The organism is Rhodobacterales bacterium HKCCA1288 (assembly GCA_015693905.1).
Classification (GTDB): Bacteria; Pseudomonadota; Alphaproteobacteria; order Rhodobacterales; family Rhodobacteraceae; genus M30B80.
Genome location: CP065161.1, coordinates 2,482,811 through 2,495,299 on the forward strand (window position 1 = coordinate 2,482,811; position 12,489 = coordinate 2,495,299).

11 protein-coding genes are annotated in these 12,489 nt (G+C 57.5%); 9 read left to right on the plus strand and 2 right to left on the minus strand.

What is annotated here, in order from left to right; translation table 11 throughout:
* Positions 1–59 precede the first annotated feature (59 nt).
* Together I3V23_12225 and I3V23_12230 are read left to right on the plus strand one after the other, a co-directional pair.
* Positions 60–1,136, plus strand: coding sequence for a pyridoxal-phosphate dependent enzyme (locus I3V23_12225; GenBank protein ID QPI85294.1), 1,077 nt, complete (start codon positions 60–62; stop codon positions 1,134–1,136).
* Complete coding sequence (locus I3V23_12230; GenBank protein QPI85295.1) at positions 1,129–2,280, plus strand: aminopeptidase P family protein; 1,152 nt, start codon at positions 1,129–1,131, stop codon at positions 2,278–2,280. Before I3V23_12225 ends, I3V23_12230 begins: the two co-directional genes overlap by 8 nt.
* A gap of 6 nt (positions 2,281–2,286) precedes the next feature.
* Here the strand turns inward: I3V23_12230 and I3V23_12235 are convergent, their stop codons facing one another.
* Complete coding sequence (locus I3V23_12235; GenBank protein QPI85296.1) at positions 2,287–3,582, minus strand: serine hydroxymethyltransferase; 1,296 nt, start codon at positions 3,580–3,582, stop codon at positions 2,287–2,289.
* A gap of 235 nt (positions 3,583–3,817) precedes the next feature.
* On the opposite strand from I3V23_12235, the gene I3V23_12240 reads away from it, so the two are divergent.
* Both I3V23_12240 and I3V23_12245 read left to right on the plus strand, forming a co-directional pair.
* Complete coding sequence (locus I3V23_12240) at positions 3,818–4,585, plus strand: NAD kinase (GenBank protein QPI85297.1); 768 nt, start codon at positions 3,818–3,820, stop codon at positions 4,583–4,585.
* Between the two features lie 106 nt (positions 4,586–4,691).
* Entirely contained in the window at positions 4,692–6,971 is a 2,280-nt protein-coding gene (locus tag I3V23_12245; GenBank protein QPI85298.1) for an NADP-dependent malic enzyme, read from the plus strand.
* A gap of 18 nt (positions 6,972–6,989) precedes the next feature.
* Here I3V23_12245 and I3V23_12250 read toward each other — a convergent pair whose 3' ends face one another.
* On the minus strand, positions 6,990–7,241 hold the full coding sequence (locus tag I3V23_12250) for a hypothetical protein (protein ID QPI85299.1): 252 nt from the start codon (positions 7,239–7,241) through the stop codon (positions 6,990–6,992).
* Positions 7,242–7,396: 155 nt separating this feature from the next.
* On the opposite strand from I3V23_12250, the gene I3V23_12255 reads away from it, so the two are divergent.
* The 5 genes from I3V23_12255 (at position 7,397) to I3V23_12275 (ending at position 12,481) form a co-directional block, all read left to right on the plus strand.
* Positions 7,397–9,289: a propionyl-CoA synthetase gene (locus tag I3V23_12255; protein ID QPI85300.1), complete on the plus strand. Its 1,893-nt coding sequence runs from the start codon at positions 7,397–7,399 to the stop codon at positions 9,287–9,289.
* 116 nt (positions 9,290–9,405) lie between these two features.
* Positions 9,406–9,819 carry a cytidine deaminase gene (locus I3V23_12260; protein QPI85301.1) on the plus strand — a complete coding sequence of 138 codons (414 nt, stop codon included), beginning with the start codon at positions 9,406–9,408 and terminating at the stop codon, positions 9,817–9,819.
* Between the two features lie 8 nt (positions 9,820–9,827).
* On the plus strand, positions 9,828–11,138 hold the full coding sequence (locus I3V23_12265) for a thymidine phosphorylase (protein QPI85302.1): 1,311 nt from the start codon (positions 9,828–9,830) through the stop codon (positions 11,136–11,138).
* A complete protein-coding gene (locus I3V23_12270; protein ID QPI85303.1) occupies positions 11,139–12,323 on the plus strand; it encodes a phosphopentomutase in 1,185 nt (394 codons plus the stop codon).
* Positions 12,320–12,481, plus strand: a complete 162-nt coding sequence (locus I3V23_12275) for a hypothetical protein (protein QPI85304.1) — start codon at positions 12,320–12,322, stop codon at positions 12,479–12,481. The genes I3V23_12270 and I3V23_12275 overlap by 4 nt, the downstream gene beginning before the upstream one ends.
* Positions 12,482–12,489: the final 8 nt, after the last annotated feature.

Consider the following 12,489-nt stretch of genomic DNA (forward strand, 5'->3'; position numbering starts at 1 on the left):
ACGAAAGCACCGATAAACTGGTCTTAGGCTTGGTGCGATTAGAAAAGGGACATTGCGCCATGGAAGACACAGCCTTGCACCCAACCGCGATCCACGAGAATCCTTATCGCGGGGCGGGTCTGCCTGATTTGCAGTGCTTTCCCAGTCAGGATGCAAGCCCCGTTCAGGCCCTATTGGAACAGTGCCCCGCTTATGCGCCCACGCCCCTTTTGGTGCGCGATGATTTGGCCAAAGCGGCAGGCACAGCCGCGTTTTTCGTTAAAGATGAGCGCGCGCGTATGGGGCTTGGAAGCTTCAAAGCCTTGGGCGCGGCCTATGTCATCGCCCGCGCTGCGCGCGCAGCCATGGAAAATGGGGCCACTGACTACAGCACGGCCCTGACAGGCCGCGCGTTTATCGCCGCAAGTGCGGGCAATCATGGTCTGTCTGTTGCGGCAGGCGCGCGGGTCTTTGGCGCGCGTGCCATAATCTATCTGTCTGACACTGTCCCTGAGGCTTTTGCCAATCGTCTGCGCGCGCAAGGGGCGGAGCCGCGCCGTGCAGGGGCAACCTATGAGGAAAGCATGAAGGCCGCCGAGGCTGCAGCCGCGGCGGGGGAAGGCACGCTTTTGCCCGATAGCACATGGGCGGGTGAGATGACCCAAGGCTATCTCGTGATGGAGGGGTATTTGCAAATCGGGGCGGAAATGGCCGAAGCACTGGACAGCCCCCCAACCCATATTTTCTTGCAAGCAGGTGTGGGTGGCATGGCAGGGGCCTTGGCCGCCCATGCGCGCGCCACATGGGGGCAGACCCCGCAGATTATCGTGGTCGAGCCTGACGCAGCCCCCGCCCTGCAAGATGCGATTGCCGCGGGTCATGTGGTCGACAGCCACGGCCCTGTCTCAATCATGGGACGGCTTGATTGCAAAACCGCCTCGCTTGTGGCGCTTGCGGGGCTGGCGCGCGATGCGGATCAATTTTTGACGATCTCAGATGGTCAAGCGGCCTCGGGCGTCGCGCGCTTGACCGAGGCGGGGCTTGCCTCCACGCCATCGGGCGCCGCGGGCGTGATTGCTGCGGCCTATCTTGGCTATGACTTCCCACCCGATGCGCGGGTTCTTTGTGTGTTGAGCGAAGGGCCAGAGGATGTCTGACCTGTTCCCGCCCTCTGAATATCACCGCCGTCATAGCGCGATTCAGGCCCGCCTACAGGCCGCAGGCCTAGATGCCATTTTGCTGACCCAAGCCGCGGATATTTTCTATGTTACGGGTTTTCTCACCCGCTTTTGGGAAAGTCCCGCCCGGCCTTGGTTTGTGGTGATCCCCGCCACAGGCACCCCAATCGCCGTGATCCCCGAGATTGGGGCCTATCTTATGGGGCAATCGGTGATCTCCGATATCCGCACATGGCCCGCGCCGCGCCCCGAAGATGATGGGGTCAGCTTGTTGGCTGAGGCCTTATGTGACGTCACATCCAAAGACGGAAAGATTGGTGTGGCCATGGGCCTAGAGACGCAGCTGCGGATGCCTTTGGGGGATTTCTTTGCGCTGCAAACCCGTCTCGCCCCCCGCAGTTTTGTGGATGCGACAGATATCATGCACCGCACCCGCGAGATAAAATCAGCGCTTGAGATTGAAAAATTGCGCGCCGCCTGCGCCATTGGTAATCGTGCCTTTGCCCGCGTTGATGAAATTGCCCGTGTTGGCACGCCCTTAGACGCGGTGTTTCGGGCCTTTCAAATCCTGCTGCTCGAGGAGGGGGCCGACTGGGTGTCCTATGTCGCAGGGGGCGCGGGCGAGGGGAGCTATGGTGATGTGATCTCACCTGCCGCGCCGACACCCCTGCACAGTGGCGATATTTTGATGCTTGATACAGGCGCGGTGAAAGACGGCTATTTTTGTGACTTTGATCGCAATTTTGCCATCGGCACCCCAAGCCCTGAGGCGGCCCGCGGGCATCAGATTTTACAAGATGCGATCCATGCGGTGATGGAGGGGGTTGCGCCGAATATACGCGCCTCAGACCTGCACGCGATGCTATGCCGCGAAATTACGGCGCACGGCGGCACGCCTTGTGGTGGTCGCTTAGGGCACGGGTTGGGCGTGACGCTGACTGAATGGCCATCCCTGACACCGCACGATCAGACAATGCTGCCTGCGGGTATGGTTCTCACGCTTGAGCCATCTGTTGATCTAGGGCAGGGGCGGATACTGGTCGCCGAAGAAAATATTGTCCTGACAGAAAACGGGGCGGAGTTTTTAACAAACCCCGCCCCGCGTGATATTATAATTTTATAGGCGCTGTCAGATGCTTGGGTAGATGGGGAAGCGCTGGCAGAGTGCCTTTACCTCTGCGGCAACTTTTGCCTCTACGGCGCCATTGCCGTCCTCACCATTCGCGGCCAAGCCATCGACCACTTCAACGATCCAATCTGCAACTTGGCGGAATTCGGTCTCGGTAAAGCCACGGGTTGTGGCCGCAGGTGTTCCCAAACGCACGCCTGAGGTGATCATCGGCTTTTCGGTGTCAAACGGGATGCCGTTTTTGTTGCAGGTGATGTTGGCACGGCCAAGCGCCTTTTCAGTGGCGTTGCCTTTTACGCCTTTGGGGCGCAGGTCAACCAACATCAAATGCGTATCTGTGCCGCCTGTGACGATATCCAAGCCGCCCTTCATCAGCTGATCCGCCAGCGCCTTGGCATTGGCAATCACTTGGGTCTGGTAGGCTTTGAATTCAGGGCGCAGCGCCTCACCAAAGGCCACGGCCTTGGCGGCGATCACATGCATCAACGGCCCGCCTTGGATGCCAGGGAAGATGGCAGAATTGACCTTCTTGGCGATATCTTCGTCATTTGTCAGGATCATCCCACCGCGTGGCCCGCGCAGGGTTTTATGCGTGGTGGTGGTTGCAACATGCGCATGCGGGAAAGGCGAGGGGTAATGACCCGATGCCACAAGTCCCGCGAAATGCGCCATGTCGACCAAAAGATAGGCCCCGACACTGTCAGCAATCTCACGCATTTTTGCAAAATCAATGACACGCGGAATGGCCGAGCCGCCCGCAATCAGCATTTTGGGCTTATGTTCAGCCGCAAGTTCGGCAATCGCGTCATAGTCGATTTCCATGTCCTGCTTGCGCACACCGTATTGGATGGCGTTAAACCACTTGCCCGATTGGTTGGGCTTGGCGCCATGGGTCAGGTGGCCGCCTGCATCAAGGCTCATACCCAAGATGGTATCGCCAGGCGTCAAAAGAGCTGTGAAAACCCCTTGGTTCGCTTGGCTGCCTGAATTGGGCTGCACATTGGCATGCGCACAGTCAAACAATTTGCAGGCCCGCTCAATCGCAAGGTTTTCTGCGATATCGACATAATCGCAGCCGCCATAATACCGCCGACCAGGATAACCTTCGGCATATTTATTGGTCATCACCGAGCCTTGCGCAGCCATCACAGCAGCCGAGACGATGTTTTCGGAGGCGATCAATTCGATCTCTTCGCTTTGACGACCGAACTCTTTGGTAATCGCGCCAAAGATTTCAGGGTCACGGGTGCTGAGGGCTTCGGTGAAAAATCCATCGTCACGGTGGGGCGCAGTCATAGTGAGGGCTCCTTACATCGGGGGCGCGTTTTGTTGGGTGACGCGCGGGCGCTGTCTATCGCATGGGGTTTAGGGCAGAACAGCCCTTTGGAAAAGGGCGAAAGCGGCAATTCGACAGAGAGTCGCGCCCTGCCGCCCTGCAAGGCGGGCAAATTTGCACTGTTTTGCGGGGTCTTGTGTTTCGGCATGGCAGGGAACAGGATGGCATCACCCCTGTCTCGCAAAGGTCGCGCAGATGAGCAAAGATTTGAAAATAGCCTTTTTGGCCTCGCGGGCGCGGATGGCGCAGGCCGCCCTTGCGGAATTGAGCGCGGCTTATGGCCAATCAACGCCTCAGGAGGCCGATATCATCGTGGCGCTTGGCGGGGATGGCTTTATGCTGTCGACCTTGCACGAAACCCAACCGCTCAATCGTCCGGTCTATGGAATGAACCGTGGCACGGTCGGCTTTTTGATGAATGAATATTCTGCCGATGGTTTGATGGCCCGCCTCACTGCGGCGGAGGAGGCGCAGATCAACCCGTTGCGGATGAAGGCGCGGCGCGCGACAGGCGAAACAATCGAGGCTTTGGCGATCAATGAGGTCAGTTTGCTGCGCGCAGGCCCCCAAGCCGCCAAGCTGCGCATCCATGTTGATGGAAAGCTGCGCATGCAAGAACTGGTCTGCGATGGCGCGCTGTTATGCACGCCTGCAGGCTCGACCGCCTATAACTATTCCGCGCATGGCCCGATTTTGCCCATTGGTGCAGATGTTTTGGCGATGACCGCCGTGGCGGCCTTTCGTCCGCGCAGGTGGCGGGGGGCGCTGCTCAATAAATCATCCAATGTGATTTTCGAAGTGGTCGATCCTGACCACCGCCCTGTGATGGCAGATGCCGACAGCGTTTCGGTGAACAACGTCACCCATGTAGAGATATCCAGCGCGCAAGACGTGACCCATCGTATCCTGTTCGATCCAGGCCATGGTTTGGAAGAGCGGCTTTTGCGCGAGCAATTCGTGTAATCCAAACGGGATTTGCCCTTTCCTCGGCGATAGTTTAACGTTAAACTAATTGTGGAGGGTGGCCGTTTGCGGCCGTTTGGCGACCATAGCCGATTGGGAATAGATCATGACTGAAGACAGCAACGACAGTTTGCGCCAGCGCGCGCTTGCCTATCATGCAGGCCCGAAACCAGGGAAATTGGAGGTGCGCGCGACCAAGCCTTTGGCGAATGGGCGCGACCTGTCCTTGGCCTATAGCCCCGGCGTTGCTGAAGCCTGCCTTGAAATCAAAGCAGACCCCGCCCATGCCGAAAGCTATACAGGACGCGGCAACCTTGTCGCCGTGGTGACCAATGGCACGGCTGTGCTAGGTCTTGGCAATATTGGCGCACTCGCCTCTAAGCCTGTGATGGAGGGGAAGGCGGTTCTTTTCAAGAAATTCGCCGGCATCGACTGCTTTGACATTGAATTGAACGAGAGCGATCCCGAGAAATTGGCGGATATTGTTTGCGCGCTTGAGCCAACCTTTGGCGCAATCAATCTTGAGGATATCAAAGCGCCAGATTGTTTTATCGTAGAAAAACTGTGCCGTGAGCGAATGAATATTCCCGTTTTCCATGACGACCAACATGGAACGGCGATTGTCGTGGGCGCGGCCGCAACCAATGCGCTGCGTCTTGCGGGGAAATCCTTTGCCGATATCAAGGTCGTGTCTACGGGCGGCGGTGCGGCGGGGATTGCCTGCCTCAATATGCTGCTGAAACTGGGCCTCAAGCGTGAGAATGTTTGGCTCTGCGATTTGGATGGTCTGGTCTATCGGGGCCGTGAGGCGGGAATGACACCGCAAAAAGCCGAATATGCCCAAGGGGCCAGTCCTGCTTCCTTAAGCGATGTGATCGAGGGGGCGGATTTGTTCCTTGGCCTGTCTGGCCCGGGTGTTTTAACGCGCGAGATGGTTTCGCGCATGGCGGATCGTCCTGTGGTCTTTGCCCTGGCGAACCCGAACCCAGAAATCACCCCCGATGATGTGCGCGCGGTAAAGCCGGACGCGATCATTGCCACGGGGCGGTCAGATTTTCCCAATCAGGTGAACAACGTCTTATGCTTTCCGTTCATCTTCCGCGGCGCTTTGGATGTCGGCGCAAGCGAAATCAATGACGCGATGCAAATTGCCTGTATTGAAGGCATCGCCGCATTGGCGCGCGCAACCACCAGTGCCGAAGCTGCGGCGGCCTATAAGGGCGAGCAGCTGACCTTTGGCCCTGACTATCTGATCCCCAAGCCATTTGACCCGCGCCTGATGGGTGTGGTGGCCAGTGCCGTGGCCGAGGCGGCTATGAGTTCGGGTGTGGCGAAGCGGCCCATTGATGACATCGCCGCCTATCGCGCCAAACTTAATCAGGCGGTGTTCCGCTCTGCGCTTATCATGCGCCCTGTCTTTGCTGCAGCGGCCACCACGACCCGCCGTATCGCTTTCGCAGAAGGCGAGGATGAGCGCGTTTTGCGTGCGGCCCAAGCCATGCTTGAGGAAACCACAGACACCCCCATTCTTATCGGTCGTCCCGATGTGATTGAAATGCGGGCCGAGCGGGCAGGCCTGACCATCCGCCCGCGGGTGGATTTCGAAATCGTAAACCCCGAAAATGACCCGCGCTATCGGGATTATTGGGGCAGCTATCACAGCGTTATGGAACGTCACGGGGTGACCCCCGATTTGGCCCGTGCGATTATGCGCACAAACACCACCGCCATCGGCGCGGTCATGGTGTATCGCGAAGAGGCAGACAGCTTAATCTGCGGCACCTTTGGCCAGTATTTGTGGCACTTGAAATATATCAGCCAGCTTTTGGCCCGTGACGGGTTACATCCCGTTGGGGCGCTGTCCTTGATGATTTTGGAAGATGGGCCGCTCTTTATTGCCGATACGCATATTCATGCGCAGCCCACCCCAGACCAAATCGCCGAGACGGTGATTGCCACGGCCCGTCATGTGCGCCGCTTTGGCATCGCGCCAAAAATTGCGCTGTGTTCTGGCAGTCAATTTGGCAATCTCGACAGTGATAGTGGGCGGCGGATGCGCGCGGCGCTTGATATTCTGGACGCGATGGCGCTTGATTTCGCCTATGAGGGCGAGATGCATATCGACAGCGCGCTTGATCCCGAACTGCGCGCCCGAATTTTCCCCAATTCGCGCCTTGAGGGGCAAGCCAACGCGCTTGTCTTTGCCAATACTGATGCCGCTGGGGCGGCACGGAACATCCTAAAGATGAAGGCGGGCGGGCTCGAAGTTGGGCCGATTCTTATGGGGATGGGTAATCGCGCGCATATCGTCACCCCCTCAATCACCGCGCGGGGGCTGTTGAATATTTCTGCCCTCGCAGGCACGCCTGTCGCCACCTATGGCTGACAGGCGCACTGCCGCGCCTTAGCCAAAGGTGATGCGCAACAGTGTGAGAAACATCAATGCGGTTGCCCCAAGCGCCGAGATGATCAGTGCGGGGAATCCCCAAATCAGAATGGCCGAGGCAACAGCCGAAACAACCATGATAATAAGGGCAAAACTGTTGTCTACTTCGCCCTCTACCACCTCGCGCGCGATGCGCCCGATGACGGGCAGGCGATAGGTGACATGGCGTGTGATATAGTGGCTTGTGTCTTCGTTTAAGGACATGGTCATGGGGGAGGCTCCTGTTCAATATCCCCTCATTTAACCTTCCCCCCGTTAAAACAAAGTGGCGCATGGTCGCAGTTTTCGCGCCTGCGTCAAAGTCACCTTCTTGCGCAAGCTATGGTTGAAGGGATAGAAAATTGCGCAAGCAAAGGGAGGCCCGCATGAGCTATCAAAAGATTTATGAGTATGCCCGTTCCAACCCAGAAGGGTTTTGGATGGAGGCTGCTTCTGCCATTGATTGGGATGTTGAACCATCCCACGCGCTGTCTGATGAAAACGCGCCTCTTTATGAATGGTTTGCAGATGGTCAACTGAATGGTTGTTGGAACGCGGTCGATCGCCATGTTGCAGCAGGCCATGGGGATCGCACCGCTATCATCTATGACAGCCCCATCACCAACACGGTTCAGAAAATTTCCTACGCAGAATTGCAAGAACGTGTCGCGCTTCTGGCGGGTGGCCTTCAGGCCAAAGGTGTGACCAAAGGGGATCGGGTCATTATCTATATGCCGATGGTGCCACAGGCGGTTGAGGCGATGCTTGCCTGCGCGCGCATTGGCGCGGTGCATTCGGTGGTCTTTGGCGGCTTTGCTGCGGCTGAATTGGCGGTGCGCATTGATGATGCGCAGCCCAAATGTATCATCGCCGCCTCCTGTGGCCTCGAGCCGGGCCGCGTGGTGCATTATAAACCACTTTTGGATGCGGCCATCGAGGCCGCTGCCCATAAGCCAGATTTCTGCGTGATCTTTCAGCGCGAGCAAGAAGTGGCAAGCTTGACCGATGGGCGCGATGTCGATTGGTATGGCTTCCAACACGGGGTTGCGCCTGCGCCTTGTGTGCCCGTAGAGGGCAACCACCCCGCCTATATTCTCTACACCTCTGGCACAACGGGCCAGCCAAAGGGCGTTGTGCGCCATACAGGCGGCCATCTGGTTGCGTTGAATTGGTCAATGCGCAATCTCTACGATATGAACCCCGGCGAGGTGTTTTGGGCCGCCTCTGATGTGGGTTGGGTCGTGGGGCATTCCTATATTTGTTACGCGCCTCTGACCTTTGGCTGCACCACAATCGTCTTTGAAGGCAAACCTATTGGCACGCCTGATGCAGGCACGTTCTGGCGCGTGATTGATGAGCATAAGGTCAAATGCCTCTTTACCGCCCCAACGGCCTTTCGCGCGATCAAGCGCGAAGACCCAGAAGGCAGCTTTATTGGGAAATATGACATCTCTAGCCTTGAATCGCTGTTCTTGGCGGGCGAGCGTGCCGACCCTGACACAATCCAATGGGCGCAGGCAAAACTTGGCGTGCCAGTGATTGACCATTGGTGGCAAACCGAAACGGGTTGGGCCATTTGTGGCAACCCATTGGGTATTGAAAAATTGCCTGTCAAAATCGGCAGCCCCTCGGTGCCAATGCCTGGGTATGATGTACAAATTTTGGATGAGGGCGGGCATGAAGTGCCTGCGGGCGAATTGGGCGCGATTGCGATTAAATTGCCCTTGCCGCCTGCAACCTTGCCTACGTTGTGGAATGCCGAAGCCCGCTTCCGCAAATCCTATCTTGAGCATTTCAAAGGCTATTACGAGACGGGTGATGCGGGATATAAGGATGAAGACGGGTATCTTTATATCATGGCGCGCACGGATGATGTGATCAACGTGGCGGGTCACCGCTTGTCGACAGGTGGGATGGAGGAGGTTCTAGCCTCCCACCCAGATGTGGCTGAATGCGCGGTAATCGGTGTGGCAGATGATCTCAAAGGGCAAATGCCTCTGGGGTTTTTGTGTCTCAACAAAGGGGCGACCAAAGATGCGGCAGATGTCGTGTCTGAATGCGTGAAACTTGTGCGTGACAAAATCGGCCCCGTTGCGGCGTTCAAACTGGCCGTTGTGGTGGATCGCCTGCCCAAAACCCGTTCGGGCAAGATTTTGCGTGGAACAATGGTGAAAATCGCCGATGGCGAAAGCTATAAAATGCCTGCAACAATTGATGATCCTGCGATTTTAGACGAGATTGCAGTGGCCTTGAAAACTTTGGGCTACCCCAAAGCCTAAGGCGGGTTTGACGAGACGGGATGAAGGGCGGGCCTTTGGGCCCGCTTTTTCTTTCGCCTTGCGTGCATCGGTTCGTCAGGACAGATTGAGGCAACGCAATTCAAGGAGTGCGGATCATGCCCCAGACCAAGACACCAGACCCCGCATTGATGGCCGCCGCCGCAGAAATCCGTCCGCGCGCCTATGCCCCATATTCGGGCTTTGCAGTCGGTGCTGCGCTGCGTGGGGCAGATGGGCAGATTTACCACGGGGTGAATGTCGAAAACGCGGCCTATCCCCAAGGCACCTGTGCCGAGGCGGGCGCAATTTCAGCGATGATTGCCGCAGGCTGTCATGAGATCCTAGAGGTTGCTGTGATCGCAGATAGCCCCGTTCCTGTCGCCCCTTGTGGGGGGTGTCGCCAAAAATTGCGAGAATTCAGCAAAGATGAGGTGCTGATCACCATGGCCACAACGCGCGGCACAGGTCAGGCGATCCTGAGCATGGCGGACATTCTGCCTGGCGCCTTTGTGAAATCGGCGATGGAATAGGGCAGATCATGGCCGATCCGCGCAGCATCTTGGCAAAATTGCGAGAGGGGCAAACTCTGACCGAATTTGAGATGTTTGCCTTTGCCGAAGGGTTGGCGGATGGCACTGTCAGCGATGCGCAGGCGGGGGCCTTTGCGATGGCCGTATGTTTGCACGGTCTCAGCCTTGAGAACCGCACCCATCTGACCCATGGGATGCTGGAAAGCGGCACGGTTTTGGGGTGGTCACTGGATGGCCCTGTAATCGACAAACATTCCACAGGCGGGGTGGGCGATTGTGTGTCGCTGATCCTTGCCCCTGCCTTAGCGGCGTGCGGGGCCTATGTGCCGATGATTTCAGGGCGTGGCTTGGGGCATACGGGCGGCACTTTGGACAAACTTTCGGCAATTTCGGGCTTGCAGATTGATGTCGCCATTGAGGATTTGCAACGCATTGTGGGGCAAGTGGGCTGTGCGATTGTCAGCGCCAATGCCGATATCGCCCCTGCGGATCGTAGGCTTTATGGGTTGCGTGATATCACCGCCACTGTGCCAAGCATTGATTTGATCACGGCCTCTATTTTGTCCAAGAAATTGGCAGCAGGGCTAGAGGCCTTGGTTTTAGACGTGAAATGCGGCACGGGTGCCTTTATGCAAACCCCGCAAGAGGCCGTGCAACTGGCTCAATCCTTGGTGGATACAGCGCAAAGCGCGGGCTGTAAAACCACGGCGCTTGTCACCGATATGAACCAACCGCTTGCGCGTGCAGCGGGCAATTCTTTGGAAATGATGGAGGTGATGGAGGCGCTGTGCAGTCCAAAGCTCGACAGTGATCTGATCCGCCTAACCATCAGCCTTGGGGGTGAGGTTTTGGTGCAAGCGGGGCTTGCGGTTGATGCGGCGGCAGGTGAGATGGCACTGACAAACGCGCTGACCCAAGGTCACGCCGCCGAGGTTTTTGGCCGTATGGTCGCGGCGCAAGGGGGCGCCACAGATTTTGTGGCACGTTGGCGAGATCGCTTGCCTGCAGCGCCCTATGCGGTGGATATTTTCCCGCAAAAGACGGGCTATATCCGTGCAATTGACGCCCGCACCTTGGGCGAGGTTGTGGTGCATCTTGGCGGGGGGCGCCTACAGGCAGAGGATCAGATCGACAAACGTGTGGGTCTTTCTGACATCCAGCGGATTGGTGATTTGGCCGACCCCACGACCCCGCTTTTACGCCTTCATGCGCGCGACCCTGAGATTGCCAAACATATGGGGGCAATCGTGTTAGACGCCTTCACCCTTTCCGAAGAAAGGCCGCCGCGCCCTGCCTTGATCCATGAAAGGATCGGCTGAATGGCGCGTGGATTTTTGGTGGTGATGGATTCTGTTGGTATCGGGGGCGCACCAGACGCAGACCGATATTTCAATGCGGGCCATCCCGATACAGGCGCGAATACCTTGGGCCATATCGCGCAGGCACAGCCGCTGAGAGTGCCGAATTTGGATCGTCTAGGCCTTGGGGCCGCTTTGCATCTGGCAAGCGGCATCTGCCCTGCACCCCTGACATCGGCTGCACCGAATGCCATTTGGGGCGTGGCCGAAGAATCCGCCAAAGGCAAAGATACGCCATCAGGCCATTGGGAATTGACGGGCTGCGCCTTGCCTTGGGATTGGCACTATTTTCCCGCTACCGTTCCCAGTTTCCCTAAGGCTTTGGTCGCGGCGGTTCAATCTATCGCAGGTGTTGGGGGGATTTTGGGCAATTGCCACGCCTCTGGGACTGAGATCATCGAACGCCTTGGGGCGCAACATCTGCAAACGGGGTATCCGATTTGCTACACCTCCGCCGATAGTGTCTTTCAGATTGCCGCGCATGAAGAGGTCTTTGGGCTAGAGCGTCTCTATGACCTCTGCGAAAGGATCGCACCGCAACTGCACGCGATGCGGGTAGGGCGGGTGATCGCGCGCCCCTTTACGGGTCGCCTAGGCGCGTTTGAGCGCACTGAAAACCGCCGCGATTACGCGATGATGCCGCCCCACCCAACCTTGTTGGATCACGCATCTGAGGCAGGGCGCGCGGTCATTGCCATTGGCAAAATCAGCGATATTTTCGCCCATCGTGGCATCACAGAAAGCCATAAGGGAGGTGATGCCCGCCTGATGGAACATCTGGCCCACGCGGTAGATTGCGCCCCCGATGGTAGCCTCACAATCGCCAATTTCGTTGAGTTTGATGCCCGTTTTGGCCATCGCCGCGATGTGGCGGGTTATGCGGGTGCGCTGGAATGGTTTGACGCAGCGATTGCGCCGATTATCGCTGCGCTGCGCCCGGGTGACATGCTGATTTTAACAGCAGATCATGGTAATGATCCCACATGGGTTGGCAGGGATCACACCCGTGAACGTGTCCCCTTTTTGGTGGCGGCCCCTGACCATGCGCCCCAAGGGCTAGGCCTTCGGGCCTTTGCCGATATTGGCGCAAGCCTCGCCGCGCATTTGGGGCTTGGCCCCCTTCAGATTGGAAGCCCTGTCTTATGAGCCAGATTGACAGTCAAATCATCTATGCTGCCATGACCTTTGTCGCTGCCCTATTTGGGGTGCGTTTGGCCGCGCGGATCTTGTCGCAGCGAGTGATCTCATGGCGCGCGGCTACCTTATTTGCCATAGTGGTCACCGCGCTTGGCTATTATTTTTAGGGGAACGG